This is a genomic window from Prevotella sp. LCP21S3_D2, from assembly GCF_052118345.1.
GTDB lineage: Bacteria > Bacteroidota > Bacteroidia > Bacteroidales > Bacteroidaceae > Prevotella.
In genome coordinates, this window is the sequence record NZ_JBQKHJ010000031.1 from 1 (window position 1) to 20,004 (window position 20,004).

18 protein-coding genes and 3 pseudogenes are annotated in these 20,004 nt (G+C 38.4%); 16 read left to right on the forward strand and 5 right to left on the reverse strand.

Going from position 1 to position 20,004, the window contains the following annotated elements:
- Window positions 1-113 precede the first annotated feature (113 nt).
- Window positions 114-664: pseudogene (locus ACTQ16_RS14355) on the forward strand (sulfatase-like hydrolase/transferase); the annotation flags it as partial.
- A gap of 266 nt (window positions 665-930) precedes the next feature.
- On the opposite strand, the gene ACTQ16_RS14360 reads toward ACTQ16_RS14355, so the two are convergent.
- On the reverse strand, window positions 931-1,614 hold the full coding sequence (locus ACTQ16_RS14360) for a hypothetical protein (protein ID WP_441938008.1): 684 nt from the start codon (window positions 1,612-1,614) through the stop codon (window positions 931-933).
- Between the two features lie 131 nt (window positions 1,615-1,745).
- Between ACTQ16_RS14360 and ACTQ16_RS14365 the strand changes: the two are divergent.
- From ACTQ16_RS14365 to ACTQ16_RS14390, 6 genes and pseudogenes are all read left to right on the forward strand, one after another.
- Window positions 1,746-1,978, forward strand: a pseudogene (locus ACTQ16_RS14365) (hypothetical protein); the annotation flags it as partial.
- A gap of 99 nt (window positions 1,979-2,077) precedes the next feature.
- Window positions 2,078-3,136 (forward strand): hypothetical protein, encoded by a 1,059-nt coding sequence (locus ACTQ16_RS14370; RefSeq protein ID WP_441938010.1) that lies wholly within the window; start codon window positions 2,078-2,080, stop codon window positions 3,134-3,136.
- A gap of 114 nt (window positions 3,137-3,250) precedes the next feature.
- Window positions 3,251-3,474, forward strand: a pseudogene (locus tag ACTQ16_RS14375) (IS1380 family transposase); the annotation flags it as partial.
- A gap of 99 nt (window positions 3,475-3,573) precedes the next feature.
- Window positions 3,574-4,614 (forward strand): hypothetical protein, encoded by a 1,041-nt coding sequence (locus tag ACTQ16_RS14380; protein ID WP_441938011.1) that lies wholly within the window; start codon window positions 3,574-3,576, stop codon window positions 4,612-4,614.
- A gap of 18 nt (window positions 4,615-4,632) precedes the next feature.
- The gene (locus tag ACTQ16_RS14385; protein ID WP_441938013.1) at window positions 4,633-5,487 is read left to right on the forward strand and encodes a hypothetical protein; all 855 of its coding nucleotides are present in this window, start codon (window positions 4,633-4,635) and stop codon (window positions 5,485-5,487) included.
- A gap of 165 nt (window positions 5,488-5,652) precedes the next feature.
- Complete coding sequence (locus tag ACTQ16_RS14390; RefSeq protein ID WP_441938014.1) at window positions 5,653-6,666, forward strand: hypothetical protein; 1,014 nt, start codon at window positions 5,653-5,655, stop codon at window positions 6,664-6,666.
- On the opposite strand, the gene ACTQ16_RS14395 is transcribed toward ACTQ16_RS14390, so the two are convergent.
- Both ACTQ16_RS14395 and ACTQ16_RS14400 read right to left on the reverse strand, forming a co-directional pair.
- Window positions 6,634-7,209 carry a metallophosphoesterase family protein gene (locus ACTQ16_RS14395; RefSeq protein ID WP_441938016.1) on the reverse strand — a complete coding sequence of 192 codons (576 nt, stop codon included), beginning with the start codon at window positions 7,207-7,209 and terminating at the stop codon, window positions 6,634-6,636. The two genes, ACTQ16_RS14390 and ACTQ16_RS14395, sit on opposite strands and share 33 nt — an antisense overlap.
- A gap of 117 nt (window positions 7,210-7,326) precedes the next feature.
- The gene (locus ACTQ16_RS14400) at window positions 7,327-7,731 is read right to left on the reverse strand and encodes a hypothetical protein (RefSeq protein ID WP_441938018.1); all 405 of its coding nucleotides are present in this window, start codon (window positions 7,729-7,731) and stop codon (window positions 7,327-7,329) included.
- 230 nt (window positions 7,732-7,961) lie between these two features.
- Here ACTQ16_RS14400 and ACTQ16_RS14405 point away from each other — a divergent pair, with 230 nt between their 5' ends.
- From ACTQ16_RS14405 to ACTQ16_RS14420, 4 genes are all read left to right on the forward strand, one after another.
- The gene (locus ACTQ16_RS14405; protein WP_441938019.1) at window positions 7,962-9,509 is read left to right on the forward strand and encodes an AAA family ATPase; all 1,548 of its coding nucleotides are present in this window, start codon (window positions 7,962-7,964) and stop codon (window positions 9,507-9,509) included.
- An 8-nt stretch (window positions 9,510-9,517) separates the two neighbouring features.
- Window positions 9,518-10,864, forward strand: coding sequence for a hypothetical protein (locus ACTQ16_RS14410; protein ID WP_441938021.1), 1,347 nt, complete (start codon window positions 9,518-9,520; stop codon window positions 10,862-10,864).
- On the forward strand, window positions 10,861-11,472 hold the full coding sequence (locus ACTQ16_RS14415) for a M48 metallopeptidase family protein (RefSeq protein ID WP_441938023.1): 612 nt from the start codon (window positions 10,861-10,863) through the stop codon (window positions 11,470-11,472). Before ACTQ16_RS14410 ends, ACTQ16_RS14415 begins: the two co-directional genes overlap by 4 nt.
- A 69-nt stretch (window positions 11,473-11,541) precedes the next feature.
- Entirely contained in the window at window positions 11,542-12,450 is a 909-nt protein-coding gene (locus ACTQ16_RS14420) for a helix-turn-helix transcriptional regulator (RefSeq protein WP_441938025.1), read from the forward strand.
- 220 nt (window positions 12,451-12,670) lie between these two features.
- Here the strand turns inward: ACTQ16_RS14420 and ACTQ16_RS14425 are convergent, their stop codons facing one another.
- Window positions 12,671-12,988 (reverse strand): hypothetical protein, encoded by a 318-nt coding sequence (locus tag ACTQ16_RS14425; protein WP_441938027.1) that lies wholly within the window; start codon window positions 12,986-12,988, stop codon window positions 12,671-12,673.
- 62 nt (window positions 12,989-13,050) lie between these two features.
- Window positions 13,051-13,530 carry a hypothetical protein gene (locus ACTQ16_RS14430; protein WP_441938028.1) on the reverse strand — a complete coding sequence of 160 codons (480 nt, stop codon included), beginning with the start codon at window positions 13,528-13,530 and terminating at the stop codon, window positions 13,051-13,053.
- Window positions 13,531-13,829: 299 nt separating this feature from the next.
- Between ACTQ16_RS14430 and ACTQ16_RS14435 the strand changes: the two genes are divergently transcribed.
- The 5 genes from ACTQ16_RS14435 (at window position 13,830) to ACTQ16_RS14455 (ending at window position 19,618) form a co-directional block, all read left to right on the forward strand.
- Window positions 13,830-14,324, forward strand: coding sequence for a 3'-5' exonuclease (locus ACTQ16_RS14435; RefSeq protein WP_217746033.1), 495 nt, complete (start codon window positions 13,830-13,832; stop codon window positions 14,322-14,324).
- A gap of 448 nt (window positions 14,325-14,772) precedes the next feature.
- Complete coding sequence (locus ACTQ16_RS14440) at window positions 14,773-16,491, forward strand: DUF262 domain-containing protein (RefSeq protein ID WP_441938029.1); 1,719 nt, start codon at window positions 14,773-14,775, stop codon at window positions 16,489-16,491.
- A complete protein-coding gene (locus ACTQ16_RS14445) occupies window positions 16,478-18,265 on the forward strand; it encodes a DUF262 domain-containing protein (RefSeq protein ID WP_441938031.1) in 1,788 nt (595 codons plus the stop codon). The genes ACTQ16_RS14440 and ACTQ16_RS14445 overlap by 14 nt, the downstream gene beginning before the upstream one ends.
- Window positions 18,266-18,381: 116 nt before the next feature.
- Window positions 18,382-18,894: an HAD domain-containing protein gene (locus ACTQ16_RS14450; protein ID WP_441209710.1), complete on the forward strand. Its 513-nt coding sequence runs from the start codon at window positions 18,382-18,384 to the stop codon at window positions 18,892-18,894.
- Between the two features lie 49 nt (window positions 18,895-18,943).
- A complete protein-coding gene (locus ACTQ16_RS14455) occupies window positions 18,944-19,618 on the forward strand; it encodes a hypothetical protein (protein ID WP_441938032.1) in 675 nt (224 codons plus the stop codon).
- Window positions 19,619-20,004 lie beyond the last annotated feature (386 nt).

Below are 20,004 nucleotides of genomic sequence, written 5' to 3' on the forward strand. Positions count from 1 at the left end.
GGATGGTGGCTACATATTGATGTTGTGCTGTTGCTTTTTACTGAAAGCTGCTACTAACGACTCATAAATCTACCCTTAATCGTGTATTGGATGATAGTTGCGGATTTTAGGCTTACTATTATCCATACAACCGTTTCGACAATGACAAGCTCATCCACATCAAGGCAAATGAGCACGATAAGCACATCAAGCACAATACGGATATTTCGACCGATGATGCCATCAATTTCATCAAGCGAAACAAGAAGAATCCTTTCTTCCTCTATCTGGCTTTTGATGCGCCTCATGAACCCTATATCATCGACAACACCACATGGTATGATGATGAATCGTGGAGCATGAACGACATCTGCCTCAGAACATCAACGGCATGAATATTCTGCCATTGTTCTATGGTAAGCAGATTGATACAGACGACCGAGTTCTCTATTGGGAATTCCCAGGCAAACAGCGTGCTGCACGCCACGGTGACTGGAAGGCTGTTACCATCAAGCCAAACAAGCCTCTGGAACTCTACAATCTGCGTGAAGACCCGGAAGAGAAGCATGATCTCGCCAAGAAATATCCGGAAATGGTAATCGGTTTTGACAAGGTGATGAAGGAAATGCGAACTCCATCAGAAAACTGGCCAATACCGGAAGATGCGGAAAGCAGGAAAAAGTAATTGGCTTTGTAAAACTGAGGGTGTGTCATGGACTTATTAAACACCCTCAGTTTTTTATCCGTTTTTCAAGATCTTACGGTCTTTAAGCGACGTGTTTTGCGACAACGTGTTGGCTGTAGAATATGCATCGAGCAGCCAGCGTGACAATTATCCATCACCAAGACTTTCTGAATTGGAGATGTTGTAGCGATAGCAGCCATTCTGTCGGCAATCGATATTCACCCAAATGTTTTTCCTGTGTCGTCATACGTCACTCACGTTATTTTTTACTTACCCAAAAAGCTGACAACCTCTGGAATCTCTTTATTCAAGAAGTCGTACCAAAGCTGAGGGCTGTAATATTGTGCAGTATGATGAATCATATAAAACGGTAGCTTGTTGCCGTCAGCAAATTGCAATTCACCTTTCTTAGGATAAGAGTTGTTGATTTTTTCATCCAATGTTTGGATAGAATATTTCACATCTTTCCCTTCAAGAGCATTCATGCCATTGTCGTTTCTTAGACCAACAAATATGCAAATATCTGGCTTGATGATTTGCACGACATCAGCTAAGCACTTCCATGCCGCCTCGTAATCAGCCAAAGAGGGTACCTCATGTATACCTTTCATAGGCTCCTGTATGAAGTTATAAGAAGCTATTTTATTCCAAAAGCCCTCGACATCCATGTCGCTTTCATCCAAGAATGTTTTCTGAAGGTTTGTATGGAATTTCCAGCTACCTTTTTCTATTGCACAATTAATGATTCCTCTTGTATACTCCTTGTCTGTAACACATCTATCATATTCCTCTGGGCAGAATTCGCCTTCGTCATTCACCGTATAGTGCGAGTCTCCCATGATAAGCACACGCTTTGGTGCCGAAGCATAGTTGCAACCTATCCAAGGATAGTGTACAAGATTCTCAACTTTATCAAACTGCGAATCAAATTGTTTGTCTGATGTTGTCATAATAACCTAATTTCCGCAACACTATAATTCAATATTATTTATAAGAACCAGAGCAACAAAAAGTTGATTAGTTTTTTGCCATGTCAGAAATCTCACTTGTCTTAGTGTTGCATTTAAAAACAAATAAAACTCTGAATGACACGGCAAAAATACAAATAAAATCTAAGAAACACACTCCTTTTGGGGATTTTTTTCAATTATGGAGCAATTTGATGCTTTTTTAGCTCAAACCATAGATTCCACCTTGGGATTGAGATGTACATTGTTTGATTATCAACATAGTGAGATTCTACGCTCTCTGATATGCGTATATCTTTGTGGTGGTTCATGTCTTGAGGATATTTCAACACACCTTATAAAACATTTTATAAAAATATCATAGCCTTCAAAGATATTTTTAAGCTGTGCCATTTTTTTGCACACCCTTGCACTACCTTTGCTATAAATTTTAAATGTTAAGTGTATGAAACTGAAAGAACTTTTACTTAGTACGGATTTTGATATGTTGATACCAGCCTTGAAAAAGGAAGGATATTTGGGCATCAGACAATATCGTGAGGCATACGACATCCTTTGCCATCTTACTCCTGCGGATGAATCCGAGATTAATGACCCCCAAATACGTGTAGAGTGGGTTAAACCTGTTGAAGGCTATGAGGATGAAGAGCCATTTATTAATGTATACAATTGTAAAGGTGATTTTTGGGAATGTAATGTTGCCAAGGAAGTTATTGTTGACGATGCCTGTAGGCTTACTAAGGAAGAAGTCATAGTCGAGATTCTTTTGAGTTGTACTTTCTATGGCTATACGCCACAGACTACCCAAGATTCCTTTGAGGACAGAATCGAGCACAAGATGCACACCTGTTATGGAACTATGGCGAGAAAGTTAAAACAAAAGTACTATCTCTATTATTTGCCCGGACATAAAGAGAGAGAGATTCTCAAAACAATGAGACTCGCATCTCTTGATAGTATATCCATGAGCATGGAGGACTGGAACTATTGCAAGAAGAGAATCGCCAAAGCATCCAATATCAGAAAGAAGCGTGACTATCGTATGCAGAAGAGAATTGACTATCTAGACTATAGAGAAAAATATGAAGGTCTCCGAGATAAGTTCATGGGTGGAAAGGACATCACTTTTCATGACATGGACTTCATCTATGATGGTTTCTCTATGTTGCTAACCAACATGGAGACTCATACTTATGGAGAAAGCAGCAGAGTGGATTATCTGAAGAAACTGATAAAGTACATCGAGATGGATTCAGACTATGAGTTTTTCAATCCGCAGAAGCTTGTTGTATTATGCAAGGTGCCTTCACAACACCCACTCTCCTCCGATGAAAAAGAAGAAATCAGGAATGAGTTCCACAAGTTAGCAGGAAAAGAAAAGCTCATCTTTGGTTTATCAGAGATAAAAACTGAGGTGGCTGACATCCATTTCACTATACTCATTCAGAAATATGAGAAAGGCCTTATTATAGATGTCAATGACCTTATTTGCGCAATACCATAATTTAATATTTTTTATAAACACCTGAGCAACAATAAGTTGCTCAGGATTATGTCATGTCAGAAATTTCACTCATCTTAGTGTTGCATTTAAAAAACAAATAAAACTCTGAATGACATGGCAAAAATACAAATAAAATCTAAGAAACACACTCCTTTTGGGGATTTTTTTCAATTATGGAGCAATTTGATGCTTTTTTAGCTCAAACCATAGATTCCACCTTGGGATTGAGATGTACATTGTTTGATTATCAACATAGTGAGATTCTACGCTCTCTGATATGCGTATATCTTTGTGGTGGTTCATGTCTTGAGGATATTTCAACACACCTTATAAAACATTTTATAAAAATATCATAGCCTTCAAAGATATTTTTAAGCTGTGCCATTTTTTTGCACACCCTTGCACTACCTTTGCTATAAATTTTAAATGTTAAGTGTATGAAACTGAAAGAACTTTTACTTAGTACGGATTTTGATATGTTGATACCAGCCTTGAAAAAGGAAGGATATTTGGGCATCAGACAATATCGTGAGGCATACGACATCCTTTGCCATCTTATTCCTGCGGATGAATCCGAGATTAAGAACCCCAAAATACGTGTAGAGTGGGTTAAACCTGTTGAAGGCTATGAGGATGAAGAGCCATATATTAATGTATACAATTGTGAAGGTGATCTTTGGGAATGTAATGTTGCCAAGGAAGTTATTGTTGACGATGCCTGTAGACTTACTAAGGAAGAAGTCATAGCCAAGATTCTTTGGAGTTGTACTTTCTATGGCTATACGCCACAGACTACCCAAGATACCTTTGAGGACAGAATCGAGCACAAGATGCACACCAGTTATGGTACTATGGCTAGAAAACTAGAACAAAAGTTATACTTCAACTATTTGCCTGGCCGTAAGAAAAGGGAGATCCTCGAAACCATGAAGCTCACTTCTCATAATAGTATATCCATGAGCATGGAGGATTGGGACTACTGCAACAGAAGAATCTCCCAAGCATCCAACATCAAAAAGAAGCGTGACCATCGCTTGGAGAAGCGAATTGATTATCTCGATTATCGAGAAAAGTATGAAGCTCTCCGAGATAAGTTCTTGGGTGGTAAAGATATTTCCTTCCATGACATGGACTTCATCTATGATGGTTTCTCTATGCTGCAAACCAACATGGAGACTCATACCTATGAAGAAATCAGCAGAGTAGATTACCTGAAAAGACTGATAAAATACATAGACATGGATTCAGAGAATGAGTTTGCCAATCCTCAGAAGCTGGTTGTATTATGTAAGGCATCATCTCTTCATCCTCTTTCCTTGAAAGAGAAAGAAGAGATTAAGAGCGAGTTTCAGAAGTTGGCAGGAAAGGGAGAACTCGTCTTTGGTACAGCAGAGGTAAACTCTGATGTTATTGACTTACAGTTTACGATTCTCATTCAGAAATTCAAAAAGGGTCATCCGATAGATGATGATGTATAATGATTTAAAAAATCGAAAATGACAGTACAAGAATACTTAAAGCAATTCTCTTTTGATGACATCCTACCACCCACAAGAAAAATGATAGAAGAGTGGCGAAAAAAAATGAATTTATATTTTTGGACGGATGATCACCAACTGGAAGAATGCAAAATGAAATATGACTGTATCTGTAGAATTGAAGGAAAACCAAGTAAGAATCCTTATCTTTGGATTCAGTTCATAGACCATAGGGACATTATTCCTGGCTATATTGGCATGAATACATGGGACTTCGAATTGGTGCCTTTAGCTGAATGCGCCTCAAAGGAAATTAGGTATGATGGAAATCCTGGTCTTTTCTCCCAAAAGGAAATTGCGGCTAAACTTGTTTATGATTTACCAGGGTGGCGGTATAGTCTTGATGGAGAAAGTTTTCAATTAGACTACGACTCACTTTATATAAAAAAAGCATGTTTGATTTATAAAAGATATGCAAAACATCAGTTGCCAGGCAAACAAACTAGGTATTTCGATGAAGAATGGCAAGACGAATATAATCTAACTGTATTTTCTGAAGATCGAAATATTATAGAAAAAAGAGAAAGGCGTTGCAATGGGGCAAAGAGAAAACGTAATTTCCGTGTCAAGAATAGAATCAAGCAACTGGAAATATACAATGAGATAGACTATCTTATCAGAAGATTATATAAGAACAACGTTGATGGACTTTCATACACCGATTTTAAATGGCTTTTCCAAATAAAAGGCCATGACAAAGGAAGGGAGTTCCGTTCATTTGCCACATGCAAAAGCCAGAGAATAGTATATCTCATAGACTTATTTGAGCATTATGCGGATAAGTTCAAGAAATGGGACAAGTATCTGGTTTAAATCAAAACTTCTCCAGAATCTATGCTTTCTGCGGAAGAAAATGATGCCATATCAAACATTCTCAAGGAGAAAGGAATCAAACCTGACATATGGTATCATGCCACTGACAAATGCTTAGGAGAGGACATATATTTGCTGATTGTGGGATATTCTTAAAATTATAAAATGACTATAGCTGAATATTTAAGAAGTATATCTTTCGAAGATATTGAAGAAATCTTATGGGAAGTTTATGGAATGGGGGACAACTTTACCCCTTTCATAAAAATGACTTATGACCGTATTTGCCATCAGACAGGAACATCTGAGCATTCTTATCTGATTGTACAGATTGTGAATTCCTCCATAGACCCTTTGGGCATGAATGTTATCATGCCTGAAGGGTATAAAAAGGATTCTTTGGAGAATTTAGGCAAGTACAAAGTCATCTTTAGAGGTTGTGAAAGTCCTGACACTTCAAGCATTGCTGCAAGTATTATGGAAACTATTATAAGAAATAACCAACAGGGTGTACTTGAGCCATTTCATAGTCTTGACATCGTCAAAAATACTAAGTTCAGTAAGCTAGGGATGAATATATACAAGCTGGTTATTAAAGTTCTCTTGCCAAAGAAATGCGTTCCCGAAAAAATGTCAGAACAAGAACTTTATAAAATTATCAGGAAGAGACACTGTCGAAACATTGCACTTCTGAAATTGTATACATTTAACACGGTTTACTCCTTATTTGTACAATATAAACAAATATGTAAGACCCTCTACTTAATCAGAAGACTTACTAAAAACAACAGCCAAGGCTTAAATAGCAAGAACTTTAAATGGTTGTACCATAAATCCTGCCAGATGGAAAAGGAATATGTCAGCTTTGCTTTTGAAAAAAATAAGAGAGTGGAATACTTCACAGAATTGATTGAAATGTTCAATCTCCCTTTTACTGGTTGGGATGGCTTTCTTATCCTTACAAGAACATCTTCAAAACATCCGTTGCTGGAAAAAGAAAAAAACAAGATTAAAAAAATCATAACCGACCTTGATGGGAAAAACTATAGATGGTATCAATCGTATGACGAGAACTTAGGAGAAGATCTATATTTACTGATAGTAAAGTGGTTTAATAAGAAAAGAGCTTGGTCTAGTTATGACTTCTCATTTCTTATTTCTAAGTTCATTAAACTGTGAGACATTGTAAAACTCCGTAAAAGCACCACCCTTGCTTTGATTTCCACAAGAATGAGCATGACCAAAAACATGGAAACGAGGTTGAGAGCGATAAACCTCTAACAATAGCGGAAGGCTTCCCCTACCCTCGTCAAGTATGCCTTCCGGTGGAATATGGGTAATCAGGAAGTCCATTTTGGTAGCAGATTGGACATTTTGCTCCTTACTTTGCAAGCTTCGCATGGATATATTCCCAAAACTTATCCCATCAAACTCAAAGGAGGAATCATGAAGGAAAACTACTTTTTTAGGTAAGAGCGAAATTGTCTGCTCTAAGCTGTCTTCCAAGAACAGCTCATGATTACCTGCGACAAACATATAAAGTTTGGCGGGATGGCTTAACAACCAGGAAAAGAAGTCCTCCATGCCATCCTTGCCAAAGCCTGGCACTACATCGCCAGCACAAAGCAGGATGTCAGCTTCTTCTGGGATATGAAGCCGATTGTGCATCCCATGAGTATCAGAGAACGCAAAAATCCGATGTTCCTTATAGTTGAATAGCATAAATCTAAATCTTATAAAGTTAATACTTCAATGGTGAATTTGGGCGGAATCTCTTCCGACCACATTTTTTGCATTGGCTTCCTATTTCATTTTTTAAATGATACGAGACCTGTTTTCTTATTTTTCCTGACACACTTTATAAACATCAAACCATAAACCATGCAACATGTCAAGCAGTTTGATTTTATCGTCTGAAGATATGGGTAAGCCGGCAATCTCCTCTGGTTCGAAGCTGACGGATGAGACTTCATTTTTTAGCTCTAGCAAGAGCATATCCATTCGTTTCTCCAAGTATTGTTTCAACCAAGAGAGTTCGTCAAAATCACAAGTTGGAATTTTGATGGTTGATACACATTTTTGTTTCTTATCACCTGTCACTGAGTACAAATTCGCAAACCATATATCGCCAAAGCCAACACTCAAACTGAGTTCTATGCTATATGTCTTTTCCATATAGGAAAAAACATACTCACTTTGAGCTTCGTCACCTGTGTCAAAGTCAACCCATTGATTCATCTTCATATGCTTGAATGATTAACAATAGTTGTTCTTCACTTGTGCCCAATGTCTCCTGTACAAGATCCACCTTTGTTGTGTCCATAAATGATTGTTCCATTATTTCTTATTATTTTACATCTATGACACAAAGGTAGTCTGAAAATGAGAAAAATTACTGCACACCTAAAAAATATTTTAGGTGTGACAACATTTTACACAGGAAATATGTACCTTTGCCACAAAATAAATATACAATGGAAAAGAAAGAGATAAAACTACAAATGAAGGAACTCCTCAAGCTGATGAGTGAAGGAGTATGGGAAAAAGAGGACATCTTCTCCTTGACCTTGCTTAGCAGCATTGCTGGCGAAAGCATATTCTTGCTGGGGCCTCCCGGAACTGGCAAAAGTATGATTGCCAGAAGGCTCAAGGAAGTATTCGCCGAAAAGAAACAATTTGAATACTTGATGTCGCGTTTCTCTACCCCAGACGAGATCTTTGGACCTGTTTCCATATCCAAACTGAAAGACGAGGATACTTATGAAAGAAGAACAGAAGGGTATCTTCCATGGGCAAATGTGGTGTTTCTGGATGAAATCTGGAAAGCGGGTCCTTCCATTCAAAATGCCTTGCTGACAGCCATCAATGAGAAAATCTACCAAAACGGAAACGAGACCATCAAGCTTCCTATGAAAGCACTCATTGCTGCATCCAATGAGTTACCTAAAGAGGATGAGGGGTTGGAAGCCCTTTGGGATAGATTCATATTACGAGTTGTCTCTAACCCCATAGCCAATGAACGTACATTCTACAAGATGCTAAAGGGGAAGAACAAGAGTAAGGTTGTCATTCCTGCCGAACTTCTCATAACAGACGAGCAATACACACAAATCCTTGAAGAGGTGGAAGGTATCGATATTCCTGACAATATACTCAAGGATATCACATTCATTCGCAAGAAGCTCAAGGAGGCCGAGTCAAAGGATGAAGCCGCGAGTCCTCTAGACTATTATATATCAGACAGAAGATGGAAGAAAGCAGTACATCTGCTGCAAACATCGGCATTTCTAAATGGAAGAAAGGAGATAGACCTAACCGATCTTCCCATACTCTATCATGTGCTATGGAACAAGGTAGAGACCATTGAACCAGTCATGAAAATCGTTACAGAGTCATTATTCTGGAACATTGAGAATAAATGCTCAGTTGTGGAGAAAGAGTATGAAAAAGGGTTGAAAACGAAGGGCAATGCATTGGCAAACAGTAAAATAGCCAATATCAATTCTGAAGATTTCAACATCTATTTCTACTTCTATACCAAGCTTATGGGCACAAACTGGGGAGACACTTACTTCTTTCTCCAAGATTATGGATACCTGCTGATGGACATCGAGACGAAGGGTGTGCTCTATTTTGATAAGGATAAGAATGGATGGATAATCAGGAGAGTTCCTCAAGGTCCCTTCTCATCCAAGAAGTATCCACAGCACCAAATCGTCAGTTTGAGAAGGGCGCAAGGTGGAATTATCGTAAATAATGCACTCTACATGATGGAACCATCAAAGAAGGCTAGCAAGCCCATTTTCCCTCCTACAGGGCAACAAAACTTGTTTTCTGAAGGAGACACACATCTCATTGAGGAGATGCAAAAAATAGGCAATGAACTTAACCAAAAGATGAGGTTGCTGGAAAAGGAAAATCTATTTGTGTCTTCAACTGACTTGAAGGTCATCCAAAAGTATGCCGACAACTTGCGAAAGAAATGTGAGGCGTTGGAAATGAAGATAAAAACTAGCATATAATTTTTAATATGGAAGATATAGACAAACGGATTGACGAATATTCTGGTCTTTTTGACCTCTACATAGAGGGGAAGCCCATTCCTCCTGAGTACAAGGATGATCCTGTGGCAGGGTATATAGAAGAAATCTGCCAAGACTCAGGAAACAAGGAACTTTGCAGAAAAGAAGAGACATGGAAAGAAATTTTCAGAAAGGAAATTATTTCCATGTTGGAGGGTATATTGCCTGTCGTTTCCACAATAGAGAGGGAATATGAGGAAGAAATGAAGATATTATCCCACTTCTTTGCATCCAACATAGAGCAAAAACGCCTGGCATGGAACGGTATCGCCAAGCACTTGCACGATACTTTCGACAGCAGCATGTTCAATATACATGGATATATCCAGGAATTTGGAAAAAAACAGAAAACTACTGACGAAATTTTTGATGCCATGGAAGCTAATTGGAAAGAGGCTAGCAAGAAGAGGAAAGACCAGAAGATTGCGCAAGTACTTTCCAATAGTATGCAAAAAATTGAGCAAGAAATCATAACCTGTGGTGACATAGACTACAAGAAGGAACAGAAGAAGGCTCGTTTCTTCCACAAGTACCCTCAACTAAAGGAGATAGCCAAGAAAATGGGAAGGGAAAAAGAGAGAAGCGAAGAAATGGATGATGCCACCATGACTAGATACATTCCTATATTACTCAAGCATTCCCATGACAGGCAAGACATAGATGGCGTATCCTTGGGAAATGACCTGGATAGCTTGCTTCCCACGGAGATTGCCATGATGGACTCTCCCACCTTTTATGCAAAGTTTGCAAAAAGACAGCTGCAGCAATTTTCCTCAAAGGCTGCACAGAATAAGCGTGAAAAATCAACAGTTCATTATAAGAAGCCTCGCCTTCTGCAAGGCCCCATGATTATTTGCATTGATACAAGTGGATCCATGAGTGGTAGACCTTTGGAAATCGCAAAGTCTCTATTGCAGCAACTCGCGGCTATAGCGAAAAAGGAAAAGAGAAGCTGTTTTCTCATCTCGTTCTCTATCAGAACAAAGACCTTGGACTTGGCAAGACCCAGCAATTATTATAAGATAGATAAATTCTTCAAGGGCAGCTTTTCCGGGGGTACTAATGGGGAAGAAATGCTAATGGAAATTTTCAAGAAGCTCGATTCTGAAAAATATTCCATGGCCGATGCACTTATCATCAGCGACTTCTGTTTTCCTCTTCCTATAAAAAAAACAATGCAGAGACTGAAGGAAGAACAAGAAAAAGGAACTCGCCTCTACGGACTTAATGTCCAAAGAAGAAATCCATACGCAAAGGACTACAAGAAAATTTTAGATAAGATGTGGAACTTATGACGACAAGATATACAATCAACCCTTCGCTCAGGTTATGCACATGGTGCCTTGTAGTAGGATGGCATGAGGTGAAAGACTCACTCTTGCAATCCGAAAGCATTTTTTCATGTGAAGGAAGAAGTATCTATACCAAAGGAGACCGATGCATGATTATGGCGCAAGTAAACGAAAAGAGAATTGATTTTTATTACTGCCATGACACAAAATTCGACAACAGAAACATTCAAAGTTGGCTAAGAAACATCATTAAGAATAAGATTCTAGACCTGGCAAACATTGAACTCCCCAAGAGATTGCATTATTGGGAAAAGGAGAAAAATTTATATGCAAGACAAGTCATCATAAAAAAATTGAAGAGAAGGAACATATGGGGGCAATGTTCCATCTATAAACAGATTTTCTTGCCGCCCAAGATTGTGGTTTTCCCATTGGAATTGATTGACGAGATTATCCTACATGAAATGAGTCATCTCAAATTTATGCATCATAGGAAGCAATTTTGGGAGTACTTTAGTTTCCTGCTAGGAAGAGATGCCAAACAATGCAAAATGAAGGAAAGTGTATTTTTCGCCAAATACGACGAAATGATAGAGTTCTTGCTAAAATAATTGGCAACTGTGCAACATTATTTCTCACTTTTTCATTATCTTTGTGCCAAAATTTAAAAGTTATAGAATATGGCTATCAATCAATTGAACAAATATGTCTGGCTCGTAGAGACCATTCATCGAGCAAAGAACCGGGGTGGCATTACCCTGAAGGAGATTCAAAGCAGATGGTTGGACTCTGACCTCAGTGAGGGAACGGAACTTTCTCGCCGTACCTTCATCAACAATCTCCATGCCATCGAGGAACTGTTTGAGATTAACATCGAATGTAGTAGCGGATTCCGTTATCACATAGAGTATGGCAATTGCTTCGAGGAAGGAAGCACCAGGAACTGGTTACTCAACGCCTTCTCCCTCAACGCCATGGTGGGCAACAGTCGCAAACTCAAGGAGAGGGTTCTCCTGGAGGACATGCCATCTGGCAGGAACTTCCTAGAGGATATCATCAAGGCGATGCGCGACAACCACGTCATATTCATCTCTTACTATAGTTATAATTCCGAGAAGTATTATGAGTTTGACATCCATCCTTATTTCGTGAAGGCTTTCAAGAAACGTTGGTATGTGGTCGCATATAGTCCTGGCACGAACGATATCCGTTGCTATGCACTTGACCGTATGGAGAATGTCATCATCTCCGAGGAAGTGTTCAAGATGCCTGAGAATCTGGAACCAGCTGAATACTTCAAGGATTGCTTTGGCATCATCAATAAAAAGGATTCCGAAGTTCAAAAGGTAGTGCTAAAGGTTGATGCCTTCCAGAGTAACTACATACGCAATCTTCCTCTCCATGAGTCGCAAAAGGAAGCAGAGCGAACAGAAGAATACTCCATCTTTGAGTATCACCTGAAACCAGAATTTGATTTCGAGCAAGAGATTTTCTCTAACATGGATACCGTGGAGGTGTTGGAACCTCAATGGCTAAGAGAAGAGGTGAAGGAAAGGTTAAGGAATCTTGCTGAGAAATACAAGATATAAACTTCTTGGTAACTTCCATCATGGAATGAAAAAGGCGGTAAATACAAATTTAACGTATTTACCGCCTTTTTCATTTTCATACCTTTTTTGCATAACGTTTGCATAAACATAATAACCAAACATTAATGCTTAATATTTTCTCAAAAAGGGAAAGACTTCTAAAATCCGTTCCTCTCAATATGGTTCTCAAATAAGGTCTATTTTCCATACTTGTCTATATTTAGAAGGCGAAATCATCCTCTTCCTCATCCTCACCATTTGGGAACATGACGCTTCTTTCATACTCTGGATCATAGAATTCATACTCATCCTTCACCTGTTTGATTTTCTTCTGGACGGAACAAATCTTCTCCAACTCCGGAAATTGAAGATGTTTACGATTGAACTCCAATATCTCGTTCAGCTCTCTCTCAAAGGAGCAAACCTCTGATTGAAAGTCATCCATGTCAAACTCGGAATCATTGAAGAGGTCATTATCTAGGGCCTCGTCCAAACGGTTTTCCATCTTATCCAATTGCTCTTTTATAGTTTTGTTCATTATGCTTTATTTTTAAGTTATATGTTCGATTTATGAAATAAAAATCTTACCTGATGAAAGATTCATTTTTCGTAGGAGTCTGAGAGTAACATGATTTGCTTCACCTTGGAAAGCAAATCTTTCTCTGTAACTTCTAAGTTCAAAGATGCCCCATTCCCTGTTATATTGACACCTAAAACACCTGCAAGTTTTATCAGATGTTTCGTACTTCCACTCTTTACAAAAAGACAAATAGACCATTCACCATAAGTACAAAAAAGGGTTATATAAATGGGCATGTTGTCATACATGATTTTATAACCATATTTTTCCACATATGGAATCTTGCCATCGAAGGTTTCCGCTATAAAGAAAGCTATCTCCTCATGGAACTTCTTCGTAAAAACGTTGGCGTATTCTTCGGAAATCTCATCCTTGGCACAGATAATCTGCTCTTGGGCATCTTCCAAATCATCAAGCAAATCATCTAAAGCCGAGCATTTTTCGATAATGTTCAGTCCTTTGAACTTCGCCATTTCTTTATTAATATCAAACTTCTCCATTGTATATCAAATAAAAATTCTGATGCAAAGATAGCCCGCACCTGAGTAAATTCGTTTCACACAACAAAAACTTTTTTCATGCGCAATGATTTTTCTCACGTTTCATCTAATTTTGCAGAAAATTTAATGAGCAAACATGAATATGCTTGTTACGGCAACACATCTTGTTGCTTTTGGGGATGGCAAATCTCATGGAACTAAGCACATGATAGAAATTGCCAAGGAAAAGGGCATACCAATATGGATATATAAATATTAAAAATTTGGATAATACATCTATAATTAGTAACTTTGCACTCATGAAGAATTTTGCAGCGATAGATTTTGAGACTGCCAACCAGCAACGAACCAGCGTTTGCTCCGTAGGCATTGTGATAGTAAGGGATGGTGAGATTGTGGATAGCTACTACAGTCTCATCAAGCCAGAGCCTGAGTATTATTCCTATTGGAATACTAGGGTGCATGGACTTACCATGGAGGATACCATGAACGCCAGGGTATTTCCAGAGGTATGGGCTGAGATTCAGCCAAAGATAGAGGGACTGCCATTGGTGGCCCACAACTCACCCTTCGATGAGGGATGCCTGAAGTCTGTATTTCAAATGTACCAGATGGACTATCCCGATTATGAGTTCCATTGCACATGCCGAGCCTCCAGAAGAAAGTTGGGATCTCTCCTACCCAACCACCAACTACAAACCGTAGCTGCTTATTGCGGGTACGACCTAACCCAACACCATAATGCCCTGGCTGACGCAGAGGCTTGTGCTTGGATTGCCAGGAAACTACTATAACTACTGCAGCAAAAGTGTTATATTGTGTCTAAAATGGATCTTGCCGCATGGAGTATAGAAACATCATCGGCAAAAGTAAAACAAATGCCATTTCCTGTTGGAAGCTTATCAGAAATCTGTAGTTCTGATAAAATTTATGGTAGTATGAACAAAAAAGGCACACCATGGCAATATCTTTGCAGTCGAAACGTTATCAATAGGAAGAACTGGAAGGTGAGCCGGTATGCGCAAAATTTGCACAAGCGTCGCCTCCATTACCATGATGATTTAAAGGATGTGGTTCGGTTGATGTCACGAGCTCTTATCCTCCAAGACAAAGTATCTGAAGGAGAATACGCAGGAGTGTTCTGTATTATCTAGAGTTACTCCTCGTAAGCAGATACGGAGATCTATACATAGTAAACAACAAGATATTATATTATATTATATTAATTAAATTATGTAAAATATGGCTTGGATTGACTCACATTTAGAAAAGTTTATAATAGAAAACTTTCCAGACAGAAAAGTATATGCCTACCATGAATATCGTACATGGCAGTCAAGCAGATATATATATGTAACAACCGTATTAAAAGATGATTGTGCTCTTCATTATGAATATATAGGTGGCTTTGTAGAGTTACATCTTGAGGGGAAATATCAAAGTGCGGACTATAAGTATTTTGCAAAGGAATTGAGATTTCAAACCTCACGATATCCAAGATTGCATTGGCTAGGTTGGCAAGGGAGAAATCAGTGTAGATGCAAACTAGATGCTCCAACTGATGACTGGGAACAGCTTTTGGCTGCTTTTAAAGAAATAATGAGCATTTTCGACCCAATCATTGAGAAGATAATGAATAGAACAACTATCAATTCAAGTGTTGAACCATTTATGGGTGAAACCGTTTTTTCGGAAGAGGGACTAAATAATGATGAAGTCTGTCTTTCCAGGTGTTCTTTGGGGAAATTATTCGGAAACAATCTTGTCATACCAGATTACCAAAGAAACTATTGCTGGGAGGACAAACAGGTCAAAGCGCTTTGGGAAAGTCTGAAAGAGATACCCAATGAAAGCGAATATCACTTAGGGACTATCATCTTGCAGAAAGACCACAATGGCAATTATGCTGTAATTGATGGACAACAAAGATTGGTTACACTGACCCTTATTGTTCGTGAGTTGCATTATCAGGGCTGTATGCCTTTGTTGAAACAAAAATTCCTATCAGAAAACTCCAAGAAACATGTTGCAAACAGCAGATGGTTGATTAAGCAATTGGCATCAAGGTCGTATGATGAAAAGTTATGCAGCAGAATCATTAACAAACTAATTTTTACTGTACTCATTCTGAAAGAAAATCGCTTGGATTTGGCATATACGTTCTTTTCAAATGAAAATTCCAAAGGTGTACCTCTATCCGACTATGATTTGCTAAAAGCTCATCATCTACGCTATATCTTCATAGAAAAGCAAGCGGAGCATCTTGCGAGTAAATGGAATAATCTGATTGAAAATGAATATTTCTCTCTGGAGAAAACTCTGGCAACACATTTGTTCCGACTAAGAAAATGGATGAGGAAAAACGACTTTAATCCTGAAGAACGTTTCTGCGTTAAGGAGGAATTTTCTTCTGCTCTCATTCTCCCAGAGATACCTCCTTTTGGAGAACAATTCGATTTTTACGAGAAGATTCAAGGAGGCTCTCACTTTTTTGCATATGCCGAGCATTTCGTGGGAAGATTCAAGCATTTCTCCCAAACGCACCAAGTTCAGGCTTTGCGAAATCATCTTAAATGGGAGAGTCATTGGAAATACGCCGATATTATTGAAACACTACTATTTGGTTATTATCTGAAATTTGGTGAACTGTATTTGACGGAGGCCTTGTTCTGCATATCTGGATATATTGCCCAACATAGATATGAAGCAACTCGTGCATTGGCTTATAAGATAAGGGAATATGCTAAAGATTCAGAAATAATAATGATGATTGATCAGGCTTCTTCGCCTACGTTCTTCCTAGCCGAGTGCGTTTCTTCTATCAAGAATAATGGAAGGGACATTGTAGAACAAGGTATAGCCATGAGATTCTATCAGCGTTTACAAAACTTGTTCTCTGAACTGTATAATGATTTTACTGATTTGACAATTATTGATAAGTACAACAATGAATACCTATAGATATACTCCTGAAAAGATAGTAGAGGAAAAACTGATATTCTCAATTCCCCTTTATCAGCGTTTGTTCTCCTGGGGAGAAGAACAGGTCAAAGGTCTACTTTATGATCTAAAAAATCATTTTGATCCAGACCTTGACAATGGAACTCCATATTATCTGGGGATGTTGTCATGTATTAAGTCTGGCAATCACTATGATTTAATAGACGGACAACAAAGATTTACCGTGATGATCCTTTTGGCTATTGTCTTACGAAACTATTATGAGAAATGGAACGGTTTTCTAGATAGCGGCAAAAGACTGAGGTTTATGTCTAGAACTAAAGATAACGAATATCTAACTGCCGTAATTAACAGACAGGTTGAAATTCTGGACCCAAACAGAAAAATGGAGGATGGTAAAAAAATAATATTTGACTTCATGGTATCTCAATTTTCTTCCGATGATATGCGAGAGTCCTTTGCAAAAAGTGCTTATACAAGAATGTCTTTCTTCTTTTCTGAACTACCTTTATCATACGCCAGTAACCCTGCTTCATTAAATAAGTATTTTGAAGCAATGAACGCAGGAGGTAAAGGTTTGGAACAGCATGAGATATTGAAAGTAAAACTTATGCAGGGTGAAGAAAACAAAGTACATCTTACTCAGATATGGAACGCTGTGTGTGACTTGAATCGCCCTGTAATAAAGCGCAACGAGAAAGATTTGGAAGAAGGCTATCGTTCCAAGTATATGCAAGCCATCGAGTTATGCAGAAATCACAGATTCAATGAAGCATTTGAACTGTGTGAAAGCTCTTACGATACTGAAGACAACAATGAAATAGGCGATATAGAAGCAAAACAACAGGACTTCAGACAGTCATTTATCGAAACCGGAGAACGGAGTTTTATAACTTTCCCAGAATTCCTAATGATGGTTATTGATATATACTTGAACTTGTCTGGCTCATATTCGTTCTATAGGAAAGAGCTATTGAAAATATATGAGTCACATCCCATTCCTGACAAACAAGACTTTTATAACCAGCTTCTTTTCTACCGATTGCTGCTTGATTATTACATTGTCTATAAAGAAGGTGACGAAAATACAAATAAGTATGATATCGTCTTCAAGGAAGGGGCATCAGCAGAGGCGTTGAAACAATACCAGTCAATGCTTTATGTATCTCAGTCTCCTTTCTACAATTGGCTGAAGCCTGTTTTAGAAAGACTACATAATGAGACGGTGCGAGATACAGACGAACTATTATTGTGGATCAAAGAGATAGACAACTCTCTCCACCCACTTCCAAGAGACGTAAATGAAATGACTTACGATAATGGCATTGATAGATATTGGTTCTGGAGGCTGGACTACTATTTATGGGAACGAAAAGAAGATTACTTCAAAACAGAGGAAGAGAAACAAATAGTGGAAGAATATGTATTCAGAGCAAACCGATCCATCGAGCATCTCCATCCTCAACATCAAGAAAACAACGATATCTGGGGCGATGATGATATTCATTCTTTTGGAAATCTTGCAATGATCTCACAGAGTTTTAATTCTCAGCAAAGCGATGACCCTGTGACCGTCAAATTTGCAAGAATTAAAGATCAGGCCCATAATCATACACTTCAAAGTATTAAAATGTACCTGATGTATCTAGATGCAGAGAAATCTCCTTTAGGATGGAAAGTTGATATAAAAAATAAACATCAAGATAAGATGTATGACTTACTGAAAAAATCTTATCCAGATGTTTCCTGCAGTAAAAATAGAAATATGCTTTAAATGCAGAAATACATATTCAATACCGACCACTACAAGGGAGTTGCTTTTACGGGGTCATACCGTGAAGCACTCTCTTTGGATTGGTTTATCTCTCATTATCCTATAAAATAATGTGTATGAAGAAAATAATTTTTCTCGATTTTGACGGTGTACTGAATACCGAGTACAACCAGAACTTGCTTATGTATCATGGGAAATCCTGGAAAGACAAGTATGGAGCTTTCTTCGACCCGGAGACAGTGGCTGAACTAAAGAGAATAGTAGAAGAGACCAATGCTGATATCGTAATAGAATCATCGTGGAAATATCTTGGATTAGAGGCTATGCAACAGATGTGGAGCGACAGAAACATGCCCGGCAAAGTTATTGATGTAACACCGTCTTCTGCCACCGACAACATGCTACTCAATGCCAACCTTGATGAAATGAATCCCGCACACACCCAATGGAAAGGAGTGGAAATCGCATCATGGATAGCTGACAATCTCCAAGATGAAGGTCGGTATGTTATTATCGATGATGAATACGTGATACAGGATTCGCAACTGCCACACTTCATCCTGACCAATCCATATGATGGCATTACTGGGGATCTAGCCAACAGAGCCATTAAGATTCTTAACGGATAAAGGAATTAAGTTTTTCTATAAGTATAACCGTAATTTATGGGATTAAGATATGAACATAAAACATGTATTTGAAGACTCTCGCATTGTCATGCTGGAGAAAGACATTGCAAGAATAAACGAGTATTGCCAATACTCTGATAAAGAAAAGTTTGTGATGAAGCACTTGCTCGAAAAGCGTTGCAACGTACTATGGCAATTGAATGTATATGACGATGAGACGAAGCAGCTCCTCATCGGTTTCAATGATGCACTTCGAAAGGCATGTACGCAGCTTTATCACCGGACGATGACAGTTTATCAAGAATACCTGCATCGTAAGGACATTTCTGGAGATTTTGAGGTGGAAGGAAAGATATTCCTTGGTTACGAATATCCTGCACTTCACCCCATTCAGACAGAAACGGCAAAACAGGTGTGGGATGCTCTCACATGTGGAGGTTTCAATGCACTCTATGATGAGGGTTGCGCATGGCCGCTCCGTTTCAGTAAAGAGCGTCCTCCTGAGCAAAGTATCAATGAGAAATTGGAGAATTGGTTGGGGATGGAGATTGAGAACGACAATTGGAATGAGGGACTGGATAGAGAATGGTCGAAAGACCTGCATCTTATACAGCCCTTTCATAATCTATACGATCATTGCTACTTCTCATTGTACGACCTCATATATGTCCGTGAGTTCAACCTGGAAGTACATGTGGAATTTGATGATAAAGTAAAATATTAAACAACATGAGCGTTTTTATACAATCACAAAAAGGATGGTAAAGGTATCAACCCTACCATCCTTTTGATTTATAGAGAAGCCTTGTGTTACTATAATAATATTTATGTTTTTTACTGAGACCACTTAAGGAAAATGGCTTAGCTTAAACCTACGCACGTATAAATCTTTTTTCTCGAAAAAAGTCTCAAAGTATCATTATTAGCCAAAATATTGACTTATATCTTTAATACACAAAGCGTTAACAGAATGAGACTTCTCTAAAAATGGAGGGAGAAGTATCATAGAAGTATCATGAAACAGCGAGAAGTATCATCAAAATCCGGCCATGCTAAGCATTTTATAGCCAGTTCGTGGTTCACAATTGCAGAAAAAACCACGAATTGGCT

Bases quoted from the DNA above. Each gene is read 5' to 3' on its own strand.
- ACTQ16_RS14445 (WP_441938031.1), top strand. From the start codon at position 16,478: ATGAATACCTATAGATATACTCCTGAAAAGATAGTAGAGGAAAAACTG.
- ACTQ16_RS14410 (WP_441938021.1), top strand. From the start codon at position 9,518: ATGGAAGATATAGACAAACGGATTGACGAATATTCTGGTCTTTTTGAC.
- ACTQ16_RS14455 (WP_441938032.1), top strand. From the start codon at position 18,944: ATGAACATAAAACATGTATTTGAAGACTCTCGCATTGTCATGCTGGAG.
- ACTQ16_RS14360 (WP_441938008.1), bottom strand. From the start codon at position 1,614: ATGACAACATCAGACAAACAATTTGATTCGCAGTTTGATAAAGTTGAG.
- ACTQ16_RS14420 (WP_441938025.1), top strand. From the start codon at position 11,542: ATGGCTATCAATCAATTGAACAAATATGTCTGGCTCGTAGAGACCATT.
- ACTQ16_RS14370 (WP_441938010.1), top strand. From the start codon at position 2,078: ATGAAACTGAAAGAACTTTTACTTAGTACGGATTTTGATATGTTGATA.
- ACTQ16_RS14385 (WP_441938013.1), top strand. From the start codon at position 4,633: ATGACAGTACAAGAATACTTAAAGCAATTCTCTTTTGATGACATCCTA.
- ACTQ16_RS14430 (WP_441938028.1), bottom strand. From the start codon at position 13,530: ATGGAGAAGTTTGATATTAATAAAGAAATGGCGAAGTTCAAAGGACTG.
- ACTQ16_RS14440 (WP_441938029.1), top strand. From the start codon at position 14,773: ATGGCTTGGATTGACTCACATTTAGAAAAGTTTATAATAGAAAACTTT.
- ACTQ16_RS14405 (WP_441938019.1), top strand. From the start codon at position 7,962: ATGGAAAAGAAAGAGATAAAACTACAAATGAAGGAACTCCTCAAGCTG.
- ACTQ16_RS14390 (WP_441938014.1), top strand. From the start codon at position 5,653: ATGACTATAGCTGAATATTTAAGAAGTATATCTTTCGAAGATATTGAA.
- ACTQ16_RS14425 (WP_441938027.1), bottom strand. From the start codon at position 12,988: ATGAACAAAACTATAAAAGAGCAATTGGATAAGATGGAAAACCGTTTG.
- ACTQ16_RS14415 (WP_441938023.1), top strand. From the start codon at position 10,861: ATGACGACAAGATATACAATCAACCCTTCGCTCAGGTTATGCACATGG.
- ACTQ16_RS14400 (WP_441938018.1), bottom strand. From the start codon at position 7,731: ATGAAGATGAATCAATGGGTTGACTTTGACACAGGTGACGAAGCTCAA.
- ACTQ16_RS14380 (WP_441938011.1), top strand. From the start codon at position 3,574: ATGAAACTGAAAGAACTTTTACTTAGTACGGATTTTGATATGTTGATA.
- ACTQ16_RS14435 (WP_217746033.1), top strand. From the start codon at position 13,830: ATGAAGAATTTTGCAGCGATAGATTTTGAGACTGCCAACCAGCAACGA.
- ACTQ16_RS14395 (WP_441938016.1), bottom strand. From the start codon at position 7,209: ATGCTATTCAACTATAAGGAACATCGGATTTTTGCGTTCTCTGATACT.
- ACTQ16_RS14450 (WP_441209710.1), top strand. From the start codon at position 18,382: ATGAAGAAAATAATTTTTCTCGATTTTGACGGTGTACTGAATACCGAG.